Source organism: Streptomyces filipinensis (assembly GCF_014649495.1).
GTDB classification, from domain to species: domain Bacteria; phylum Actinomycetota; class Actinomycetes; order Streptomycetales; family Streptomycetaceae; genus Streptomyces; species Streptomyces filipinensis.
The window spans coordinates 34264-56620 of the sequence record NZ_BMTD01000005.1 but is presented as its reverse complement, the minus strand read 5'-3'; the positions used below and the strand labels follow the sequence as shown (position 1 = coordinate 56620).

At 73.1% G+C, this 22357-nt stretch carries 14 protein-coding genes, 1 tRNA gene and 1 pseudogene; 7 read left to right on the top strand and 9 right to left on the bottom strand.

Annotated elements, in window-relative coordinates:
- Positions 1–130: 130 nt before the first annotated feature.
- Positions 131–553 carry a MarR family winged helix-turn-helix transcriptional regulator gene (locus IE244_RS13520; protein ID WP_191873757.1) on the bottom strand — a complete coding sequence of 141 codons (423 nt, stop codon included), beginning with the start codon at positions 551–553 and terminating at the stop codon, positions 131–133.
- Between the two features lie 140 nt (positions 554–693).
- On the opposite strand from IE244_RS13520, the gene IE244_RS13515 reads away from it, so the two are divergent.
- A complete protein-coding gene (locus IE244_RS13515; RefSeq protein ID WP_191873756.1) occupies positions 694–867 on the top strand; it encodes a CsbD family protein in 174 nt (57 codons plus the stop codon).
- Positions 868–1149: 282 nt separating this feature from the next.
- Positions 1150–1611, top strand: a complete 462-nt coding sequence (locus IE244_RS13510) for an ATP-binding protein (protein ID WP_191873755.1) — start codon at positions 1150–1152, stop codon at positions 1609–1611.
- Here the strand turns inward: IE244_RS13510 and IE244_RS13505 are convergent.
- Complete coding sequence (locus IE244_RS13505) at positions 1598–4117, bottom strand: SpoIIE family protein phosphatase (RefSeq protein WP_373305740.1); 2520 nt, start codon at positions 4115–4117, stop codon at positions 1598–1600. The genes IE244_RS13510 and IE244_RS13505 overlap by 14 nt on opposite strands.
- Positions 4077–8339: a HAMP domain-containing protein gene (locus IE244_RS13500; protein WP_191873753.1), complete on the bottom strand. Its 4263-nt coding sequence runs from the start codon at positions 8337–8339 to the stop codon at positions 4077–4079. The genes IE244_RS13505 and IE244_RS13500 overlap by 41 nt, the downstream gene beginning before the upstream one ends.
- Positions 8340–8975: 636 nt before the next feature.
- Here IE244_RS13500 and IE244_RS13495 point away from each other — a divergent pair.
- Both IE244_RS13495 and nrfD read left to right on the top strand, forming a co-directional pair.
- Positions 8976–9992 (top strand): 4Fe-4S dicluster domain-containing protein, encoded by a 1017-nt coding sequence (locus IE244_RS13495; protein ID WP_191873752.1) that lies wholly within the window; start codon positions 8976–8978, stop codon positions 9990–9992.
- Entirely contained in the window at positions 9989–11002 is a 1014-nt protein-coding gene (gene nrfD, locus IE244_RS13490; RefSeq protein WP_191873751.1) for an NrfD/PsrC family molybdoenzyme membrane anchor subunit, read from the top strand. The genes IE244_RS13495 and nrfD overlap by 4 nt, the downstream gene beginning before the upstream one ends.
- Before the next feature lies 1 nt (position 11003).
- On the opposite strand, the gene IE244_RS13485 is transcribed toward nrfD, so the two are convergent.
- A complete protein-coding gene (locus tag IE244_RS13485; protein WP_191873750.1) occupies positions 11004–11687 on the bottom strand; it encodes a haloacid dehalogenase type II in 684 nt (227 codons plus the stop codon).
- 278 nt (positions 11688–11965) lie between these two features.
- Between IE244_RS13485 and fdh the strand changes: the two genes are divergently transcribed.
- The gene (gene fdh / locus IE244_RS13480; protein WP_191873749.1) at positions 11966–15220 is read left to right on the top strand and encodes a formate dehydrogenase; all 3255 of its coding nucleotides are present in this window, start codon (positions 11966–11968) and stop codon (positions 15218–15220) included.
- Positions 15221–15226: 6 nt separating this feature from the next.
- On the opposite strand, the gene selD is transcribed toward fdh, so the two are convergent.
- A complete protein-coding gene (gene selD / locus IE244_RS13475) occupies positions 15227–16246 on the bottom strand; it encodes a selenide, water dikinase SelD (RefSeq protein ID WP_191873748.1) in 1020 nt (339 codons plus the stop codon).
- 37 nt (positions 16247–16283) lie between these two features.
- Here selD and IE244_RS13470 point away from each other — a divergent pair.
- A tRNA-Sec gene (locus tag IE244_RS13470) sits at positions 16284–16380 on the top strand.
- A 4-nt stretch (positions 16381–16384) separates the two neighbouring features.
- On the opposite strand, the pseudogene IE244_RS13465 reads toward IE244_RS13470, so the two are convergent.
- A pseudogene (locus IE244_RS13465) lies at positions 16385–18217 on the bottom strand (SelB domain-containing protein); the annotation flags it as partial.
- A complete protein-coding gene (gene selA, locus IE244_RS13460; RefSeq protein ID WP_191873747.1) occupies positions 18217–19632 on the bottom strand; it encodes an L-seryl-tRNA(Sec) selenium transferase in 1416 nt (471 codons plus the stop codon). The gene selA and the pseudogene IE244_RS13465, both read right to left, overlap by 1 nt.
- Positions 19633–19764: 132 nt before the next feature.
- On the opposite strand from selA, the gene IE244_RS13455 reads away from it, so the two are divergent.
- On the top strand, positions 19765–20142 hold the full coding sequence (locus IE244_RS13455; protein WP_191873746.1) for a hypothetical protein: 378 nt from the start codon (positions 19765–19767) through the stop codon (positions 20140–20142).
- An 11-nt stretch (positions 20143–20153) separates the two neighbouring features.
- Here IE244_RS13455 and IE244_RS13450 read toward each other — a convergent pair whose 3' ends face one another.
- Both IE244_RS13450 and IE244_RS13445 read right to left on the bottom strand, forming a co-directional pair.
- Complete coding sequence (locus tag IE244_RS13450) at positions 20154–21176, bottom strand: MASE1 domain-containing protein (protein WP_191873745.1); 1023 nt, start codon at positions 21174–21176, stop codon at positions 20154–20156.
- 286 nt (positions 21177–21462) lie between these two features.
- Positions 21463–22287, bottom strand: a complete 825-nt coding sequence (locus tag IE244_RS13445; RefSeq protein WP_191873744.1) for a PP2C family protein-serine/threonine phosphatase — start codon at positions 22285–22287, stop codon at positions 21463–21465.
- Between the last annotated feature and the right edge of the window lie 70 nt (positions 22288–22357).

The following is a 22357-nucleotide window of genomic DNA, read 5'->3' as shown; positions in this document are numbered from 1 at the left end:
GCGATCAGCACGCCGAGCGTGGTGTTGGAGAGGGCGACCCACTTGTAGCCCGGGCCCGGAGGCGTGTCCCGCAGCCGGGCGGAGCGGGCGAGCAACCGGACCCGTAGGCCGGTGCCGGGCACGTCGCCGGTCACAGTCGTTCCGCCAGCCGGTCGAGCAGGGGCAGTACGTCGTACAGCGCCTGCCGTTCCTGCGGGGTGAACTCGTCCAGGGCGTGGGCGAGCCGGCCGACGGACTCGGAGCGTCGCTGTTCCAGCACCGTCCGTCCCTCGTCGCTGATCGACACGATGGCCCGGCGGCCGTCGGCCGCGTCCGGGGTACGGCTCACCAGTCCGCGCTGTTCGAGTCCCGCGAGCGTGCTGGCCATCGCCTGCGGCCGGACCCGTTCCAGCTCGGCCAGCGAACCGGGCGAGTCGGGACCGGTGCGGGCCAGCCTGGCCAGCACCGAGACGCCGGACAGAGTCAGGTCCCCGACGGCGTGCGCCTGCCGCAGTCGGCGGACGATCCGGCCCATGGCCAGCCGCAGCGCGGCGGCGAGTGCAACCGTGTCCATGAGTACTAACGATAGGCTTATCAGTTTGCACTGTTCAACCAGGCGTAAGTAATCACGCGCCCGCTCGGTGGTTTGGACAGCGGCCCAGTGGCAAGCCGAATGTCGTCCAGACACCGCGAACACGTTGGGATGTGACACCGATGGCTGGCAACCAGAAGGCGAAGGGCAAGGTCGAGCAGGCCAAGGGCAAGGCCAAGGAGGCCGTGGGCCGCGCGGTCGGCAACGAGCGGCTGGAGGCCGAGGGGCGCATGGAGGGTGCCCGCGGAGACGCGCGGCAGGCCAAGGAGAAGGCCAAGGACACCTTCAAGCACTGAGGCATGCCGGTCCACGCGGCTGTTCGACTCCGAGCGGGTCCGGGAAATCCAGCGGAAGCTGGCCTTCCCGGACCCGTTCCGCGGTGTACGGGGACCGTTTCCGCTGCCCGCTGCCCGTGCGCCTCACGCAGCTGCGGCCCCTCACCAGGGGAGCCTGCGCAACCGGAGGATTCCCGGCGAACGTCCCCTTGATCGATGGCTCAGCGGGTAACCGGCCAGGGGACGGCACGATCTCACTGTGCGCAGGAAGGGACCCTGACCCCAGAGGATGGGCAACGACGTATGGACATCTCGCTCAGGACCCACGCGATGACGCAGGCGCGGCCCGCGCCCCTGCGCTACAGCCGCACCTGGGACACCGGCGTGACCAGCATCGGCGACGCCAGAGACGCCGTCGCCTCCCTGCTGTCCCGGGCCCGGCCCGCACTCGCGCGACGCTCGGTGCAGGATGCCCAGCTCGTCGTCAGCGAACTGGTCACCAACGCGGCCAAACACGCCCCGGGCCCGTGCGCCCTGTGCCTGGAAGTGCTGCCCGACGGGTTGCGGATCACGGTGACGGACACCTCCGCCGAGACACCCCGGCGCCGCCCACCCGACCCTGGCCGGGTCGGCGGTCATGGGCTGCACCTCGTCGCCATGATCTCCCGCGACCTGGAGGTGACCCGGCTGCCCCGCGGCAAGCGGGTCACCGTCACCGTACCGCTCACCGACGGGGGATCCGGCCCCGCGGTCAGGAAACCCTGATGCCCACGATGCAGGTGTCGTCGTCGGTGTCCGACTTGCTGTAGGTGAGCAACCGGTCCAGCTGCTGGTCCAGGGTCGTCGGCGCCGAGCGCGCCGTGTCCAGCAGATGGGACAGCGACTCCTCCACCGAGCGGTCCCGGCGCTCGATCAGCCCGTCGGTGTACATCAGCAGGGTGTCCCCGGCGGCCAGTTGCTCCTCGGTCTCCTCGTAGACCGCCTCCGGCAGGGCACCCAGCAGCAGCCCCTTGAGCGCGGGCAGCGCGGTGGCGTCCTCCTCACGGACCAGCACCGGGGGGAGATGACCCGCGCGCGCCCAGCGCAGGGTCCTGCGCTCGCCGTCGTACAGGCCGCAGACGGCGGTGGCGGTGACGGCGCCCGTCAGATGGTGGGCGACAATGTTCAGCCAGGCCAGCAGCTGGGCCGGGCCGGCCCCTGTGACGGCGAGTCCGCGCAGTGCGTTGCGCAGCACGACCATGCTGGTGGCCGCCTCGATGCCGTGCCCGGCGACGTCCCCCACGCACAGCAGCACCAGCCCGGAGGGCAGCACGACGGCGTCGTACCAGTCGCCGCCGACCAGCTGCTCGGTCTCGGCCGGTCGGTAGCGCACCGCCACCTGCAGGCCGGGTACTCGCAGCGGCGCCTGGGCGGGCGGCATGATGGCGTGCTGGAGCTGGAGGGTGAGCCTGTTGCGTTCGTGAGCCTGCTGCTCGGTCTGGGCGAGCTGGTCGCGGGTCGCGGCCAGGGCGACCTCGGTCCAGTGCTGGGCCGAGATGTCCTGGTAGGCGCCGCGGACGACGAGCAGCTCACCGTCGGTGTCGAGGACCGGTTCGGCGACCACGCGGATGTGCCGGGTCACCCCGTCCGGACGCAGCAGCCGGAACGCGGCCGACGCCGGCCTGCGGTGGTGCAGCAGCGCGCGCAGGAAACGGCCGATGGCGACGGCGTCGTCGGAGTGGGCGTGAGCGGGCAGGTCCTCCAGGGGGACCGGCGGGCTGGTGGTCGGGCGCCCGTACAGGTTGAACAGCTGGCCGTTCCAGGTGATCTCGCCGGTCAGCAGGTTCTCCTCGAAGCCACCGATCCGCCCGAGCCGCTGGGCGTGCTGCAGCAGGCTGGCCAGCCGCGCGGCCTCGTCCTCGATGCGCCAGATGAGCAGCACGCTGCAGCCGTGCCGGCTGATGCTGATGTCCGCGACCGCGGAGAGCGGCACCTGGTCGACCAACGCGGTGAGCCGCATGCGACTGGCGCGGAACGGCTCGCCTGTGGCATAGACCCGTTCCACGCGCTGGAACAGCTCGCTGGAGCCGGCGGCCATGGGGTAGGCCTCCAGCAGCAGGGCGCCCCCGACGACGGCCCGCGGCCGGCCCGCGGGGTCGAGGAAGCGGCTGTTGACGTGCTGGATCCGGAAGTCGACGAGCTGCCCGGTGTTGTCCAGGTGCGGCACCAGGACCAGCGCCGGGTCGTGCAAGCCCTCCGCCAGGTCCATCAGCTCCACCACGTCGGGCAGCACCCGGAGCTCCTGCGTGGCCGCGGAGGGCAGCACGAAGGTCTCCAGGGTGTGCGCGCAGAGCTCGGCGAGCGCCTCCACCTGCCGCACCACAGGGCGCGGCAGCGGCTCCTCGGGCCCCGGCCAGGCGATCTCCAGGACGCCGTGGATCCGGCCGCCCGCACCCGCGGGTACGGCGATCCGGGCGCCGTCGGCGTAGTCCCGTCGGCCGATCGTGGGCAGCCCGGAGGCGGTGAGCGAAGGCAGCCACTGCCCGTCCGGCTCGGTGAGGCCGCGCCGGGCCACCGTGGCCACGTCGGGTGGGACGTAATGCCAGCGGGCCGCCTCGGCCGCTGCGAATCCGGCGCTGCCCGCGAGGGTCAGCGACCCGTCGGAGCCGGCCGCCCAGATCGCGACGGCGACCGCGCCGAGCGGGCGCAGGGCGTGTTCGAGCAGCGAGTCGGCCATCGCCTGGGTGTCATCCGCGGCGAGCACGCCGCTCTCGGCGGCACGCAACCGTACAGCGGCCGACTCCTCGACCGGCCCGGCGGGATCCGCGGCGACGGACAGGAACGCCTCGCTGACTTCAGTGACCCGGTCCCGGGCCGCCTGGTTGATGACGTCCACCGCGAACTCCAGCGGGGTCATCTGAGCCTGCTCGGCGAGTTCGGCGAGCTGGCGGGCAGCCTGGGCGGGGCCGCAGCCCAGGCGTTCCACCAGGATGCCCTTGGCCAGCTCGATCAGCGCCCTGCCCTCAGCCTCCGCCTGCGCGGACCGCACCTCGCGGCGCAGCCGCTCCACGGTGGCGGCGAGCCTGCCCACCGGCGACGTCGCCGGGCCGTCGGCCGGCGCGGTGTCCACGGACAGGACCTGAGCGGGCACGCCGGTCGGTGCGTCCGCTCCGGCAGACGGTTCATGACTGTTCACCGGTTCGGTACTCCTCGGCCTGCGGACGGGCGGGTGAGCGGTGCCGTCGCCGCCGTCATGCGGGGAGCCAGCGCCGGACGCAGGCGATGAGATCATGGGTGTCCACCGGTTTTGTGACGTAGTCGCTGGCGCCGGAGGCGAGGCTCTTGTCCCGGTCACCCTGCATCGCCTTGGCGGTGACGGCGATGACCGGCAGGTCGGCGTACTGCGGCATCTTGCGGATCTCGGTCGTTGCCGTGTACCCGTCCATCTCGGGCATCATCACGTCCATCAGTACGAGTTCGACGTCCGGGTTGTTGACGAGCGTCTCGATGCCCTTGCGGCCGTTGTCGGCGTGCAGGACGCGGAAGCCGTGCAGTTCGAGGATGCCGCTGAGCGCGAAGAGGTTCCGCGCGTCGTCGTCGACGACGAGGACGGTACGCCCGCGGGTGTGCTCGTCACCGAAGTCCGCCGCCGTGTGCTGTGGTTCCTCGGTGCGGACCAGGGTGAGCACCTCGCCGGGCTCCTCGGCCGACAGGTGCAGGGCGATCCGCTCCCGCAGCTCGTCCAGGCTGGACAGGTGCTCCAGCGAGCCGCCCGGCTCCCCAGCCGGTTGCTCGGCACGCAGGGAGCTGTGCACCAGCACGGGGACGCCCGAGAGAGCCGAGTCTGCGCGCAGCGCCTCCAGGAACCGGGCCGACTCCCCGTCCGGCAGGCCCAGGTCCACGACGACACAATGGCAGGACTCGGCAGCGAGGGCACCGGCCGCCTCCTGGGCGCCGATCGCGGTGATGATGTCGACGGCCACACCGGCGCCGTCGGCGTGGCCGTGCCGGAGGTCGCCGACCACGCTCTCCGCAACGAGTGTCAGCAGGCCGCGCGGCCGCTCCTCGACGACCAGCAGCCGGCGCGCGCGCCGCCTCTTCGCACGGTCGAGCGGCGCTGCTGCCGTGGGCTCTTCCCCGGTCGCTGCGTCCGTTCGCTCCGGTTCGGCCGCCTTCGGCGCCGTGCGTCCAGCGCGCAGCAGCGCGTCGAAGTCGGGCCGGGCGACGGGCAGGAAGAGCGTGAAGGTGCTGCCCTTGCCGGGTGTGCTGTCGACGGCGACGGCGCCGCCGAGCAGGTGGGCGATCTCCCGGGTGATGGACAGGCCGAGGCCGGTGCCTCCGTACTTGCGGCTCGTCGTGCCGTCCGCCTGCTGGAACGCCCCGAAGACGGACTCCAGTTGCTGTTCCGGAATTCCGATACCGGTGTCCTTCACGCGGAACGCGACGACCGCGCCGCCGCGCATCACGTCCTCGGGCACCTCGTCGTCGGCAGCGGGCTCCACGCGCAGCTCGACACCGCCCTGTTCGGTGAACTTCACCGCGTTGGACAGCAGGTTGCGCAGGATCTGCCGCAGCCGGGAGTCGTCGGTCAGCAGGTCGGCGGGTGCGCCGGCGGCCGTGCTGACAGTGAACTCCAGGCTCTTCTGCGAGGTCATGGGCCGGAAGGTGGCTTCTACGTACTCGATCAGCTGGCGCAGCGGCACCCGCTCGGGGGTGACGTCCATCTTGCCGGCCTCGACCTTGGACAGGTCCAGGATGTCGTTGATCAGCTGAAGCAGGTCCGAGCCGGCCGAGTGGATGATGCCCGCGTACTCGACCTGCTTCGGGGTGAGGTTGCGCGACGGGTTCTGGGCGAGCAGCTGGGCGAGGATGAGCAGGCTGTTGAGCGGGGTGCGCAGCTCGTGGCTCATGTTGGCGAGGAACTCGGACTTGTACTTGGACGCGAGCGACAATTGCTGTGCACGCGCTTCGAGTTCCTGCCGAGCCTGCTCGATCTGCAGGTTCTTCGCCTCGATGTCCCGGTTCTGCTCGGCCAGCAGCGAGGCCTTCTCCTCCAGTTCGGCGTTGGACTGCTGGAGTTCCTCCTGCCTGACCTGCAACTCCGCGGAGCGCGACTGCAGTTCACTGGTCAGGCGCTGCGACTCTTCGAGGAGTTCGTCGGTGCGGGCGTTGGCGACGATCGTGTTGACGTTGACGCCGATGGTGTCCACCAGCTGCTGCAGGAAGTCCCGGTGGACCGCGGTGAACCGGGTGACGGACGCCAGCTCGATGACGCCGAGGAGTTGCTCCTCGAACACGATGGGCAGCAGCAACAGCACGGTGGGTTCGATCCGTCCGAGTCCGGACGAGATGGTGACGTAGCCGGGCGGCAGCTCCTCCACGGCGATGGTGCGGCGGCTGCGCGCGGCCTGGCCGACCAGGGAGCGGCCGAAGGGGATGACGTCGGGCCGGGTGTCCTCCTCGGGCCGGCCGTAGGAGCCGACGAGCCGCAGCTCGGGTCCCGACGGGCCGTCCTCGGCGAGGTAGAAGGCGCCGTACTGGGCCAGGACCAGGGGTGCCAGCTCGTCCATGATGAGTTCGGCGACGACGGGCAGGTCGCGGTGTCCCTGCATGAGGCCGGAGATCCGGGCGAGGTTCGTCTTCAGCCAGTCCTGTTCCTGGTTGGCCCGGGTGGTCTCGCGCAGCGACTCCACCATGGAGTTGATGTTGTCCTTGAGGTCGGCCACCTCACCCGAGGCGTCGACGGTGATGGACCGGGTCAGGTCGCCCTCGGCGACGGCGCTGGCGACGTCGGCGATGGCGCGCACCTGCCGGGTGAGGTTCCCGGCGAGTTCGTTGACGTTCTCCGTGAGGCGCTTCCAGGTGCCGGAGACGCCCTCCACCTCGGCCTGACCGCCGAGCCGGCCCTCGGTGCCGACCTCGCGCGCCACCCGGGTCACCTCATCGGCGAACGCGGAGAGCTGGTCGACCATCGTGTTGATGGTGGTCTTCAGTTCGAGGATCTCGCCGCGCGCGTCGACGTCGATCTTCTTCGACAGGTCGCCCTTGGCCACGGCCGTCGTCACCAGCGCGATGTTGCGGACCTGGCCGGTGAGGTTGTTGGCCATGGAGTTGACGTTGTCGGTCAGGTCCTTCCAGGTACCGGCCACGTTGGGCACATGGGCCTGCCCGCCGAGCCGGCCCTCGGTGCCCACCTCGCGGGCCACCCGGGTCACCTCGTCCGCGAACGCCGAGAGGGTGTCGACCATGGTGTTGATGACGTCGGCGAGGGCGGCGACCTCACCCTTGGCCTCGACGGTGATCTTCTGTGAGAGGTCGCCCTTGGCCACGGCGGTGGCGACCTGGGCGATCGAACGGACCTGGCCGGTGAGGTTGGAGGCCATCACGTTGACGTTGTCGGTCAGGTCCTTCCAGGTGCCGGCGACCCCGCGCACCTGCGCCTGCCCGCCGAGCCGGCCCTCGGTGCCGACCTCGCGCGCCACCCGGGTCACCTCGTCGGCGAACGCCGAGAGCTGGTCGACCATCGTGTTGATGGTGTTCTTCAGCTCCAGGATCTCGCCGCGCGCGTCCACCGTGATCTTCTGCGAGAGATCGCCCTGCGCCACCGCGGTGGCCACTTGGGCCACGTTGCGCACCTGGGCTGTCAGGTTCCCGGCCATGAAGTTCACCGAGTCCGTCAGGTCCCGCCAGGTGCCCTTGACACCCTTGACGTCCGCCTGGCCGCCGAGCCGGCCCTCGGTGCCCACCTCGCGGGCCACCCGGGTCACCTCGTCCGCAAAGGCCGAAAGCTGGTCCACCATCGTGTTGATGGTGTTCTTCAGCTCCAGGATCTCGCCACGCGCGTCCACGGTGATCTTCTGTGACAGGTCGCCCTGGGCGACGGCCGTCGTCACCTGGGCGACATTGCGCACCTGCGCGGTGAGATTCCCGGCCATGAAGTTGACCGAGTCCGTCAGGTCCCGCCAGACGCCGGCGACGCCGGGAACCTGTGCCTGTCCGCCGAGCCTGCCCTCGGTGCCGGCCTCGCGGGCCACCCGGGTCACCTCGTCCGCAAACGCCGAAAGCTGATCGACCATCGTGTTGACGGTCTCCTTCAGCTGGAGGATCTCGCCCCGTGCGTCGACGTCGATCTTCTGGGACAGGTCGCCCTTGGCCACCGCCGTGGCGACCTGGGCGATGTCACGGACCTGGGTGGTGAGATTGCCCGCCATCGCGTTGACGGAGTCGGTCAGGTCGGCCCAGGTGCCGGAGACCCCGGGCACCCGCGCCTGCCCGCCGAGGGTGCCTTCGGTGCCCACCTCGCGGGCCACGCGGGTGACTTCGGAGGTGAACACGGACAACTGGTCGACCATGCCGTTGAAGACGGTGGCGATGTCCCCCATGAGCCCGGTGGAATCGTCCGGCAACCGGGTGCCGAAGTCTCCGTCGCGCACCGCGGTCAGCCCCGCGAGCAGTCTTCTCAGTTCCTCATCACCCGGGACCACGTCCGTCGTCCCGGCAGCCCTGCCGGCCATGCGCACCCTCGTTCCACTCCCCAGGAGCCCTCGCGCGAGGGCTCGGAACCACTGCCGGGCACACGGCCTGACCCGGCGGCTGGCATGTACATTTCCGCAGTTCACGGACGTGCACGATGAGAAAATACGCCGCAGGTTAACCCAGCTGGACCGGCTCGGACAAAGCATCCGGCCAACCTTCGACGATCATGAAAATCACCCGCGGAGACAGGCATGAGGCCGGGTCAGCCGGGTATCCGGAACAGTTTGTCCAAGGCGTGCGGGCGGGACTTCTCCCCCGTGCCCGCGAGGCACGTCCGGGCCCCTCCGGACGCCCAGACCGGCGCGACCGTTTCGGGCGAGCGTCGCAAGGGCACCCGTGCCAGGCTCAATACAGAGCACCGGGAGAGAGGGGCCCGGCACGGGCGCAAGGCGGGCGCGGTGGCGGTGTCCGAGGCGGGCGTCTGGCTGACGTTCCTCTTCCACCCGGACATGAGGGAACGGCCGTACACCGGCTCGTCTCCGCCGCTGCGCGGCCGACGACCTCCGAGGCGTAGGCGCCGGTGCTGCACATCGGCTTCTGCCAGGCCTGCGTGCGAGCGGCGTCGGGCGAGGTACCCGAGGAGGGCGAGGAGTGATGAGGGAGGAGGCACGGGGATGAGCGAGGGCGACGAGGTCCGCGGAAACCTGCTGTACGGCCCGCAGCCGGACGTGGCCGGCGCCTCCGGCTACCCGGACGCCCCGCCGCGGATGGGCTTCTTCACGGACACCTCGGTGTGCATCGGCTGCAAGGCGTGCGAGGTGGCCTGCAAGGAGTGGAACGCCATCCCTGAGGACGGTCTCGAACTGACCGGTATGTCCTACGACAACACCCAGAGCCTGGGCGCCGACACCTGGCGGCACGTGGCCTTCATCGAGCAGCGCAAACCGTTCGGCGGGCAGGAGCCCGGGGTGGCGCACGAGGACGTCGACGTGTTCGCCGCCGCAGCGCGCCTCGGCACCGACGCCGCCTCCCCCGGTCCCGGCGCCACCGCTCCCCCGCCGGGCCCGGCCCCCGAGGGCGCGCCCGCCGGGCAGATCTCGCCCCTCTCGCCCGACGGCCGCACCGAGCTGCGCTGGCTGATGGCCTCGGACGTGTGCAAGCACTGCACGCACGCCGCCTGCCTGGACGTCTGCCCGACCGGGGCCCTGTTCCGCACCGAGTTCGGCACGGTCGTCGTCCAGGAGGACGTCTGCAACGGCTGCGGCTACTGCGTGCCCGCCTGCCCGTACGGCGTCATCGACCAGCGCAAGGACGACGGCCGGGTGTGGAAGTGCACGCTGTGCTACGACCGGCTCGGCGTCGGCATGGAGCCCGCCTGCGCCAAGTCCTGCCCCACGGACTCCATCCAGTTCGGCCCGCTGGAGGAACTGCGCGAGCGGGCCCGGGACCGGGTGGCGCAGCTGCGCGCGGCCGGCGTGACCGACGCCCGGCTGTACGGCGAGAACCCCGAGGACGGGGTCGGCGGCGACGGGGCGTTCTTCCTGCTGCTGGACGACCCGGAGGTCTACGGCCTGCCCCCGGACCCGGTGGTCACCACCCGGGACCTGCCCGACATGTGGCGGCACGCGGCCCTGGCCGCCGCCTCCCTGGCCGCCCTCGCCCTCGGCGGTTTCCTGCGGAGGCCGCGATGAGCGAGTCGGACGTCACGCGCCACGGCGTACAGGGCACGCGGCCCGGCCGGGAGGCGCCGACGGGCACGCGCGCGGGTCGCCGTCGGCGGCGGCGAGGGCGGGGCGAGCAGCCCATGGTGCCGGACGCCACGTTCTCGTCGTACTACGGCAAGCCGGTGCTGAACAAGCCGACGTGGAAGCCCCTGGACATCGCGGGCTATCTCTACCTGGGCGGCCTGGCCGGGGCCTCCTCGCTGCTCGCGGCCGGAGGCCAGGTCACCGGCCGGCCGGGGCTCGCGGCCCCGGCGAAGCTCGGGGCGGCCGGGGCGATCTCGCTCTCACTGGCCGCGCTGGTGCACGACCTGGGCCGCCCGGCCCGCTTCCTGAACATGCTGCGGGTCCTCAAGCCGACCTCCCCGATGAGCGTGGGCTCGTGGCTGCTGGCGGGGTACGCGCCGCTGACGCTGACCGCGGCGGCCACCGAGGTGGCGGGCCGCTGGCGGCTGCTGGGCTCGGCCGCGACGGCGGCCTCCGCCGTGCTCGGCCCAGCGGTGGCGACCTACACCGCGGTGCTGCTCTCGGACACGGCGGTGCCCGCATGGCACGAGGGCTACCGGGAACTGCCGTTCGTCTTCGCGGGCTCCGCGGCCACCGCCGCGTCCGGTCTGGCCCTGGCCGCGGCTCCGACCGCCGAGGCGGGGCCCGCCCGTCGGACGGCCGTCCTCGGGGCCGCCCTGGAACTGGGTGCGTTCCGGACGATGAAGCGGCGCATGGGCCTGCCCGCCGAGTCCTTCGACCAGGGCAGGCCCCACCTGTTGCTACGGGCGGCGGAGCTCCTGACGGCGGGCGGCGCGGCCCTCGCCCTGTTCGGCGGACGGGACCGGCGGCTCGCCCTGGCGTCCGGGGCCGCCCTGCTCACCGGCTCGGCGGCGCTGCGCTTCGGCGTGTTCCACGCCGGGGTGGCGTCCGCCGAGGATCCCGCGTACACGGTCGTACCGCAGCGGGAACGGCTCGCCGCGCGCGGCCGTTGACCTACTCGGCGCCGAGCCGGGCCGCCAGGTCCGGCAGCGAAGTCGCGGTCAGGCCGGCGGGGCGGGCCACCGAGGGGTAGGGGTGCGATGTGCGGCGCAGCCAGGCGGTGGTCAGGCCGGCGCGGCCGGCGCCGTCGATGTCCCAGGGGTGCACCGAGACCAGCAGGGCCTCGTCGGCGGCCACGCCCACGGCGTCCAGGGCGTACGCGTAGGCCTCCCGGGCGGGCTTCCAGCGGCCGGGGCCCGCCACGTCCAGGTGGGTGGTGAAGCAGTCGGTCAGCCCGGCCCGGTCCAGCACGGCACGGGTGGTGTCGGCCGAGCCGTTCGTCAGGGTGGCCAGTCGGTAACCGGCCGCGTGCAGCGCGCGTACGCCTCGGGGCACGTCCGGGTGCAGGGGCAGGTCGGGCAGTCCGGCGAGGACGTACGCCGCGGCCTGTTCCGGGTCGCTGGCGCCCTCCTCGGCGGCCGCCAGCGCCCGCAGGCCTTCCCCGGCGACGGCCGCGAAGGAGGCGTGGCCGCCGGCCAGGGTGAGGGCCACGCCGTCCCGCAGCACGCCGGCGAACCAGGCGGTGAGGAGGTGCCCGGGCAGACCGACGTGCTCCAGGCGGGCGGCGAGCGGGGCCATGTCGGTGAGCGTCTCGTTCACGTCGAACAGCAGGACGTAGGGGCGGCGGACAGCGGGCAAGGGGGTCACCTCCGGGCGCGGGGAGGGCGAGCGCCTGGGCCTCGCGTTCCTCCCGGATACCCGGGACTGCCCGACGGCCTCGCGACGGCGGTGCCAACCGGACATTACCGGCACCAGGTGGCGGGCCGTGCGCCGACACACCAGCGACGGGGCTTCCCGGCTCCCCGGCGCCTCTGTTTGGCCCCGCCCGACGGGGGTACTCCGCGGCCCACCAGGGCGAGAGATGCCGTGGCCGCGCGTGTGCGGGAAAATCAGGAGAACGAGCGGGAGGAGTGGCCGTGGGCGTACGCACCTGGATCGACTCCTGGCCGGTCTACCGCCAGCTGACGGGCACCGATCCACTGGGCCGGGGCGCCGCGGCCAAGAGCGGGCGCAGTGAGCGACTGCAGCCCCGGGTGGCCACCGCCGACCGGGTGGTGAAGTCCGTCTGCCCGTACTGCGCGGTGGGCTGCGGCCAGAACGTGTACGTCCAGGACGAGAAGGTCACCCAGATCGAGGGCGACCCGGACTCCCCCATCTCGCGCGGCCGGCTGTGCCCCAAGGGTGCGGCGAGCCTGCAGCTGACGACCGGGGACGCCCGCGAGCACCACGTCCTCTACCGGCGCCCGTACGGCACCGGGTGGGAGCGGCTGGACCTCGACACGGCGATGGACATGATCGCCGACCGGGTGGTCGAGGCGCGCCGGGCCGGCTGGGAGTGGGAGGTCGACGAGACCCGCACCCGGCGCACGCTCGGCATCGCGAGCCTCGGCGGGGCCACGCTCGACAACGAAGAGAACTACCTGATCAAGAAGTTGTTCACGGCGCTCGGAGCGATCCAGATCGAGAACCAGGCGCGTGTTTGACACTCCTCCACCGTTCCCAGTCTGGGAACCTCGTTCGGACGCGGCGGCGCGACCACCTTCCAGCAGGACCTGCAGAACGCGGACTGCATCGTCATCGAGGGCTCGAACATGGCCGAGTGCCATCCGGTCGGGTTCCAGTGGGTGATGGAGGCCAAGGCGCGGGGCGCCAAGGTGATCCATGTCGATCCGCGCTTCACCCGCACCAGCGCGCTCGCCGACGTGCACGTGCCGCTGCGCGCGGGAACGGACATCGTGTTCCTCGGCGGGATCGTCAACCACGTCCTGGAGCACGAGAAGTACTTCCGCGACTACATCGTGGCGTACAGCAACGCCCCGGTGATCCTGCGGGAGGACTTCCGGGACACCGAGGACCTGGGGGGCGTCTTCTCCGGGCTCGACGCCGACAGCCGCTCCTACGACAACAGCAGCTGGCAGTACGAGGGCACCGAGGTCCAGGCGGCCTCCGGCCAGCGCGACGCGGAGTACGAGAAGCGCACCGGCGGTTCGGTGACCGAGGCGGCACGCGGCGAGGCGCACGGCTCCGGCGGCGCGGTGATCGGCGAGGGCGAGCCGGAGCGGGACGAGACGCTCACCCACCCGCGCTGTGTCTTCCAGGTGCTCAAGCGCCACTACGCCCGCTACACCCCCGAGATGGTCGAGCAGGTCTGCGGGGTGCCGCAGGACCTGTTCCGGCAGGTGTGCGAGCTGGTCACGGAGAACTCCGGGCGTGAGCGGACCACGGCCTTCGCCTACGCGGTCGGCTGGACGCAGCACACGGTCGGGGTGCAGTACATCCGCGGGGCGGCCGTGCTGCAGACCCTGCTCGGCAACATCGGCCGGCCCGGCGGCGGCATCCTGGCCCTGCGCGGGCACGCCTCGATCCAGGGCTCCACGGACATCCCGACGCTGTTCAACCTGCTGCCGGGCTACATCCCGATGCCGCACGCCCATCAGAACCAGGACCTGAACGCCTTCATCGAGGCGGAGGCGGCGCACAAGGGTTACTGGGGCAACATGCGCTCGTACCTGGTGAGTCTGCTCAAGGCGTACTGGGGTGCGGCGGCGACCGAGGAGAACGACTTCTGCTTCGACTACCTGCCCCGGCTCACCGGCTCCCACTCGGCGTACGAGACGGCCATGGCCCAGCGGAAGGGCACCTGCAAGGGCTACTTCCTGTACGGCGAGAACCCGGCGGTGGGCAACGCCAACTCCAAGCTGATGCGGCTCGGCATGGCGAACCTGGACTGGCTGGTGGTCCGTGACTTCTCGCTGATCGAGTCGGCCACCTGGTGGAAGGACGGCCCGGAGATCGAGACCGGGGAGCTGCGCACCGAGGACATCCGCACCGAGGTGTTCTTCCTGCCGGCCGCCGCGCACACCGAGAAGGACGGCAGCTTCACCAACACCCAGCGGCTGCTGCAGTGGCACCACCAGGCGGTCGAGCCGCCCGGCGAGGCGCGCAGCGACCTGTGGTTCACCTACCACCTGGGGCGGATCATCCGGGAGAAGCTCGCCGGGTCCACCGACGAGATGGACCGGCCGCTGCTCGACCTGACCTGGGACTACCCGACGAAGGGCGGCATCGCCGAACCGGAGGCCGAGGCGGTCCTCGCCGAGATCAACGGCCAGGACGCCGAGGGCAGGCCGCTGTCCTCCTACGAGGAACTGAAACCGGACGGCTCCACCGCCTGCGGCTGCTGGATCTACTGCGGTGTCTACGCCGACGGCGTCAACCAGGCGGCCCGCCGAAAGCCCGGCCGGGAGCAGGACTGGGTGGCCGCCGGGTGGGCCTGGGCCTGGCCCGCCAACCGGCGGATCCTGTACAACCGCGCCTCCGCCGATCCCGGGGGCAGGCCGTGGAGCGAGCGGAAGGCGCTGGTGTGGTGGGACCCGGCGAAGGGCGAGTGGACCGGGCACGACGTGCCCGACTTCAAGAAGGACAAGGCGCCCGATCACGAGCCGCCGAAGGACGCCACCGGCCCGGACGCGCTGTCCGGCACGGACCCGTTCATCATGCAGGCCGACGGCAAGGCCTGGCTGTACGTGCCGTCCGGGCTCACCGACGGCCCGCTGCCGGCCCACTACGAGCCGCAGGACTCGCCGTTCCCGAACCTGCTCTACGACCAGCAGCGCAACCCGGTGCGGCAGTTGATGCCCACGGTCCGCGACAACCGCTACCAGCCCAGCGGTGACGAGCCCGGCTCCCAGGTGTTCCCGTACGTGGCCACCACCTACCGGCTGACCGAGCACCACACGGCGGGCGGCATGTCCCGCTGGCAGCCGTATCTGGCCGAGCTGCAGCCGGAGTTCTTCTGCGAGGTCTCCCCGGAGCTCGCGGCCGAGCGGGGCCTGGAGCACACCGGGTGGGCGACGATCGTCAGCGCCCGCGGGGTGATCGAGGCGCGGGTGCTGGTGACGGACCGGATGACGCCGCTGACGGTACAGGGACGGCGACTGCACCAGGTGGGCCTGCCGTACCACTGGGGTCCCAACGGCTACAGCACCGGGGACGCGGCCAACGAGCTGCTGCATCTGTCGCTGGATCCGAACACGCACATCCAGGAGTCGAAGGCGTTCGCCGTGGACATCCGCCCGGGCCGCCGGCCACGGGGTCCGGCATCCGTGGAGCTGGTGCGGGCCTACCGGACCCGGGCGGGCATCGACGGCCACACCGGAACGGAGCCCTGAGGGCCCCTACCGGAGGACGATCGAGTGCGCGCCGCGGGGCACCAGCTCGCCCACCACCGCTGCTCCGGGCACCTCACCGGCCACGAGCAGCCCGCCGGAGGTCTGGGCGTCCGCCAGCAGCAGCCGGGTGTCGGCGTCGGTGGTCCCGAAGTCGGTGTGCGGGGCGACCCATTCGAGGTTGCGCCGGGTGCCGCCGCTGACGTATCCGTCCCGGACGGCCTCCCGCGCCCCGTCCAGGTAGGGGACGGCGGCGGTGTCGACCACGGCGGTCACGCCGGAGGCGCGGGCCAGCTTGTGCAGGTGGCCGAGGAGACCGAACCCGGTGACGTCGGTGGCGCAGGTGGCCCCGGCCGCGAGGGCGGCCTGCGCGGCGTCCCGGTTGAGCGCCGTCATGGTGGCGACAGCCTGCTCGAACCGCTCACCGGTGGCCTTGTGCCGGTTGTTCAGGACGCCCACGCCCAGCGGCTTGGTCAGCGACAGCGGCAGCCCGGGCCGCCCGGCGTCGTTGCGCAGCAGCCGCTCGGGGTCGGCGAGGCCGGTGACGGCCATGCCGTACTTCGGTTCCGGGTCGTCGACGCTGTGCCCGCCGCCGACATGGCAGCCGGCCTCGGTGGCGATGTCCAGTCCCCCGCGCAGCACCTCGCGGGCCAGCTCGAAGGGGAGCCGGTCGCGCGGCCAGGCCAGCAGGTTCACGGCGAGCACCGGCCGGCCGCCCATCGCGTACACGTCGGACAGCGCGTTCGCGGCGGCGATGCGCCCCCAGTCGTACGGGTCGTCCACGACCGGGGTGAAGAAGTCCGCCGTGCACACGACCGCCGTCCCGCGGTGCGTGACCACGGCGGCGTCGTCACCGGTGGCGAGCCCGACGAGCAACGGGGTGTCGCCGCCGGTGAGCGGGGGCGCGGTCAGCCCGGCGACCACCTCCTCCAGCTCCCCGGGCGGGATCTTGCAGGCGCATCCGCCGCCGTGGGCGTACTGGGTGAGCCGGACGGGCGCCCGGCCGGTCGGTGGGGATGTCGATGTCATACCGGCGGTCTCCTGGGGCAGTAGCCTGACGAGCGGTGGAGGCGTGTGGGTGCCTGGTGGCCCTCCCGGTCTTCAAAACCGAGGGGTCCGAGGATCTCGGGCCGGCGGGTTCGATTCCCGTCCGCCTCCGTCCACCGCGTCCGCGCGGCAGCGCCGGCGCTGGTCGTCGACGCGTTCGGTGTGCCCCCGGGCGTCCAGGAACTCCAGCAGCGGTACGGCCACCCGACGGGTGGTGTCCAGTGCGCGCCGGGCCTCGCTGAGCGTGAACGGCTGGGGCAGGGCGCGCAGTACGGCGGCGGCCTCGGCGTCGGCGCCGGGCAGCAGCACGATCCCGTCGGCGATCCGCAGCAGCGCTCCGGCGGTGACGGCGGCGGCCAACGCCTTGCGGTCCAGGCCGAGTTCGGCGAGCCGTCCGGCCTCGGGGGCGCGGAACGGCGTACGGGCGAGGTCCGCGCGCACCGCGTCCACGGCGGCCCGGACAGGCGGCGGGAGGGCGGGGCGGAGGCTGTCGCAGGGGTACAACCGGCCGCCGCGGGCCTGGAGTCGGGGGGTCGCTGCGGCCAGAGCGTCGACGAGGGCGCGGTCGGGCAGGCCGAGCAGCCGGCGGGCTGCCTCGGCGGGCAGGCCGGGTTCCAGCGGGTGGGCGCGGGCGTGCCGGCCGGCCTCGGCGGCCAGCCGGTCCCTCAGAGCGTTCCAGTACGTCGGGTCGGCCAGCCAGTCCCCGGCGGCGTGGGCGGGCACGCGCGCCTCACCGCTCCCGGTGCCGACGGTGTCCGCCGGGTCCTGCCCCTCAAGCACGGAAGGCGGCGGGACGCCCATCGCCTGCAGGTCGGCGCGCCGGATCAGTTTGCGGCGGCGCAGTTCGGCGGTGCCGTCGGGACGGCCGGTCATGCCCGCGAGCTCCGCCGCGCGCGCCCGGCCGGCCCCGCGCCGGGTCAGCCGGGGCGGACGTACGTCGAGGACCGTGGCGCCGCAGGGTGTGCGGCTGCCGCCGGGTTCGCGCAGCACGGCGCGGTCTCCGACGCGCAGGGGCAGTCCCCGGGCGAGGGCGAGGCGGGCGGTGTCCTCGCCGAGCGGGCGCACCGTCACCGGTACGGCGGCGGTGCCGATGTGCACGGTGAGGGAGCGGGGCAGGTCGGCGACCGGCTCACCGGTGACCCGGACGTCGATCACCTCGCTGCTCAGCCAGCGGTCCGGGGTCAGCAGCACCTGTCCCCGGCGCAGGGTGCCGTCCCCCTGGCCGTGCACGTTGACCGCGACGCGGGCCACCCCGCTCACCTCCGCCCGTTCCTCGTGCAGGCTCTGCAGCCCGCGCACCCGCAGCACGGCGGTGCCGTCCCCGGTGACCAGCCGGTCGCCGACGCGCAGGGTGCCGGCGCCGAGCGTGCCGGTCACGACGGTGCCGTGCCCGCGCACGGTGAAGGCCCGGTCGAGCCACAGACGTACGTCGGCGCCGGGGTCGGGGTCGGCCAACTCGCTTGCCGTTCGAGCCAGTTCACCGCGCAGCTCGTCCAGTCCCGCACCGGTGACCGCGCTCACCGCGACCGCGGGCACCTTGCCGAGGGAGGTCGCGGCCAGCCGCTCGACGGCGTCGCCGCGCACGGCTTCCGGGTCCGCGAGGTCGCTGCGGGTCACCGCGAGGACGGCGTGCCGGACGCCGAGCGCGTCGAGGATCGCCAGGTGCTCCTGCGACTGCGGCTGCCAGCCCTGGTCGGCGGCGACCACGAACAGCACGGCGGGTACCGGTCCGACTCCGGCCAGCATGGTGGGCACGAAGCGTTCGTGCCCGGGGACGTCGACGAAGGCGAGGTGGTCGCCCTCCGGGCCGAGCCGGGTCCATACGAAGCCCAGGTCGAGGGTGAGTCCCCGGCGGCGTTCCTCCTCGTAGCGGTCGGGCTCCATGCCGGTCAGCGCCCGCACCAGGGCGGACTTGCCGTGGTCGACATGGCCGGCGGTGGCGAGCACGCGCATCATGCCCGTCCCTTCCCGGCCGGCCCGGCCTCGCGCACGGCTTCGGCCAGCCGTGCGTCGTCCCGCTCGGGCACCGCCCGCAGGTCCAGCAGGCAGCGGCCCGCCTCCAGGCGTCCGACGACCGGGACGCGGCCGGTGCGCAGGGCGGCGGCGTACGGCCCGGGCAGCGAGAGGGCCGCGCTGGGCAGGGTGACCCCGGGTGCTCCTCCGCCGCCGACGGTGGCACGGGAGTCGACGGCCCGTACGTCGAGGCCGTCGGCGGCGAGGGTTTCGGCGAGCTGGCCGGCGCGGGCGCGCAGGCGGACCGGATCGGCGGTGAGGGCGAGGGCGGTCGGGGTGGGCGGTCCGGTGAGGGTGGCCTCCAGCGCGGCCAGGGTCAGCTTGTCGACACGCAGGGCACGGGCCAGCGGGTGCCGGGCGAGAGCGCGGACCAGGTCCTGGTCGCCGAGCAGCAGTCCGCACTGGGGTCCGCCGAGCAGTTTGTCGCCGCTCGCGGTGACGAGGGCGGCGCCCGCGCGAAGCTGCGTGTCGGCGTCGGGCTCCTCGGGCAGCGCGGGGTGCGGGGCGAGCAGTCCGGAGCCGATGTCGACGACGACCGGGACGCCCAGACCGGTGAGCTCGGCGGTCTCGGCGGAGCAGGTGAAGCCGGTGATGCGGAAGTTGGACGGATGCACCTTGAGCACGAACCCGGTGTCAGGGCCGAGCACGGCGGCGTAGTCGGCGGCGGTCGTGCGGTTGGTCGTACCGACCTCGCGGAGCCGGGCGCCGGTCGTGACGAGCAGGTCGGGCAGGCGGAAGCCGTCCCCGATCTCCACCATCTCGCCGCGGCTGACCACGATCTCCTTGCCGGCCGCGAGGGCGGTGGCGGCGAGCACCAGCGCGGCGGCGCCGTTGTTGACGACGTGCGCCGCGCCCGCGGCCGGCACCCGGTCGCGCAGGGCGGCGAGGGCGGAGCGACCGCGGCGGGCTCGTACGCCGGTCGCGAGGTCCAGTTCGACGTCCGTGGGCCCTGCGGCCTCCTGGACGGCCTGCCGGGCGGCGGCGGACAGCGGGGCCCGGCCGAGGTTGGTGTGCAGCAGCACCCCGGTGGCGTTGAGCACCGGGCGCAGGCCGCTCGCGGTCCCGGGCAGCAGGGCGAGGGCGGTCTGCAGCACCTGCTCGGGCGGGATGCCTCCGTCGCGGGCGCGCTGCTGGGCCTCGCGCACGGCGGCCTTGACCACGCCGACGCCGAGCCGGTCCACGGCCGGGGACAGCCGGGGGTCGCGCAGCAGGTGGTCGGTGCGGGGGATGGCACGGCGGGCGTCGGCGGCGTCCGGCACCGGTACGGCCGGGCCGTCGTGCGGTCGCGCGGGCCCGCAGCCGGGCCGGGCCGCACCGCTCGGCTGGTCCGCCGCTCTCGCCGTCCGCTGCTCCATGCCGCCGCTGTCCCTCCGGTCCGGCCCGGGCCCGTCCGGGCTGCGCCCATCGTCTCCCAGTGCCCCGGACCGGCCGTTCGACACGCCGGGGCAGGGGGTGGCACCGGCCGTCGACCGGGTACCCGGCGGCGCATGAGCGACGAGGACCGTGGGCACGGGCACGACGACAGGGACCGCGGCCGGTGGGGCGAGAGCGCCACGGCCGCCGAGCGGGCCGCACACGGCCGGCGCGAGACGGAGCGGGAGCGTGTCTGCGCCGAGCCGTTCGACCACCCCTACCCGGAGCACTGGGCCGGGGGGCAGGGCCGGCGCCACATGAGCGGCGCCCAGGCCGTCGCCGACGCACCTCCGGGCGTCCTGGGCGGCTACCGCACGCCCGGCGGCGGTCGGCCCGGCGCCACCGGCGCCACTCACCCGCCGACCGCCGAGCCCCGGGACACGACGTCACGTACGGGTTCCGCGGAGCCGGGCGGCGACGACGAGGGGCCGGTGAACCGCTCCGGCCGGTGACGCGGGAGTCGTCACGGGGGTCCGTTCGGCCGGGGTCCGCCCTGCGTGTTCCCGGTGTCCGGCTGTGGCCGGGGCGGCGGGGCTTCGCCGGCGGTGAGGTGTTCCAGCACCTCGACCAGTTCCTGGCAGGCCTTCTCCACCGAGCGCCGGGTGTTGCGCTGCTCGGTGATCACCGCGGACAGCAGGAGCGCGGTCAGGGCCATGGATCCGTTGAACGCCTGGAGCTTCGCCATGACCTCGATCCGGCTCAGCCCCGCGAAGGGGCCGACGCCGTCCGTCGCGGCGACGGTGGCCAGCACGGACGTCAGGAGGGCACACAGCACACCGCCCAGGAGCTGGAAGCGCAGGGCGGCCCAGATGAGCAGCGGGTAGACGAGAAAGAGCACGCTGATCGAGCTGTAGGCGGCCACCGGAACCAGCCAGCAGGCGACGACGACCAGCGCGGTCGCCTCCTTCCAGCGGGCCAGGGGCGGAGGCCAGCGCGCGTGGCTCACTATCAGCAGCAAGGGGGTGACGATCAGGACGCCCATGGCGTCGCCCACCCACCAGGCCAGCCACACGGGCCAGAAGGAGGCCGCGTCCAGCTTGTCCGTGACGACCAGGAGGCCGACGCCGACCGTCGCGCTGATCAGTGTGGCGGTCAGTGCGCCCAGGAAGACCAGGGCGACGCCGTCGCGCAACCGGCCGAGGTCGGTGTGGAAGTGTGCGCGGCGCAGCAGCAGCGCCGCGCACACCGGTGCGCCGGTCTGACCGGCGACGGTGATCAACACGTCCGGGCGGAGGTCGGTGACGGACAGCACGGCGAAGAAGGCACCGATCGTGACGCCGGGCCAGCAGCGCAGGCCGAGGATCAGCAGGGCGGCGACGGCGACGCCCGTGGGCGGCCAGACGGGGGTGACGACGGCACCCTCGACGGTGAGCTCGCGCAGGAGTCCGAGCCGGGCCGCGGCGTAGTAGCAGGCCGCGACGGCGAGCACCTGGACGGCGTAGCCGCCCGGCCGGCGCAGAACCTCGAAACCCACCACAGCAGCCATCTCACACCGGCGCCCCCGCCACGGCGAGGCGAGAGCCGATCCCGTCCGGCCCTATGGCTGAATCCCCGGGCAGCCCGACGCCGGCCGGCCGGCCCGGCTTCGGATCCGGCTCCGCCCCCGCTCGGGCCAGTGCCGCCCCCCGGACCAGCTGCGCCAAGCCGACCGAACCGGACAGCACAGAACCGGAGGACCGCCGTCACATCGGCGGCGGATACAGACGGCCCTCGGCCCACCTCAGCGGGGGCGGTCGGCCGAGCCTGGCGGCGCCGGGTCCGGTTCGGTCGGGTCATGCGTGGATGCCGTCCAGGCCGACGACCAGGACGGCCGCGTCGTCCTCGTGGCCGACGCTCTCGGCACACTTGATCACGGCGCCGGCCAGCGCATGGGCTTCCAGGCCGGCGACGGCGGCGATACCGGCGAGGCGCACCACCTGTGCGAGGCCGTCCTCGATGTTCAGCGAGGGTCCCTCCACCACGCCGTCGGTGACCAGTACGAACACGCCGCCCGTGGTGAGCCGGTGGCTGCTGACGGGGAACTCCATGCCCGGTTCGATGCCGAGCGGCGGCCCTCCCTCCTCGTCGACGACGCCCGACTTGCCGTCCGCCGTGGCCCACACGAACGGGATGTGGCCGGCTCGTGCGCACTCCAGCACTCCGGTGGCCGGGTCGAGGCGCATGAAGGTGCAGGTGGCGAACAGTTCGCTGCCCAGCGAGAGCAGCAAGTCGTTGGTGCGGGCGAGGAGCTCGCCCGGCTCGCCGGTGACGGAGGCGAGGGCGCGCAGGCCTGCCCGCACCTGGCCCATGAAGGCGGTGGCCTCGATGTTGTGCCCCTGGACGTCGCCGATGGACAGCCCGATCCGGCCGTCGGGCAGGGCGAACGCGTCGTACCAGTCGCCACCCACGTTGAGACCGAGGTTGGCCGGTGTGTAGCGGACGGCGAGGTGCAGGCCGGGTGCGGTGGGCAGGTCCCGGGGCAGCATGCCGCGCTGCAGGGCGATGGCCAGCTCGACCCGGGTGCGCTGCAGCTCCGCGCGCTCCCGTGCCTGGGCGGTGAGCGAGCCGAGCCTGGCCAGCAGCTCGTCGCCTTCGTCCGGGGGGCGCTTGCGGGGCATCGATCACTTCCGGCGGGGCGGTGGCCTTCCCTGACCGGCCGCCTGAATGTTCGGCAAACGCCTAGATTTT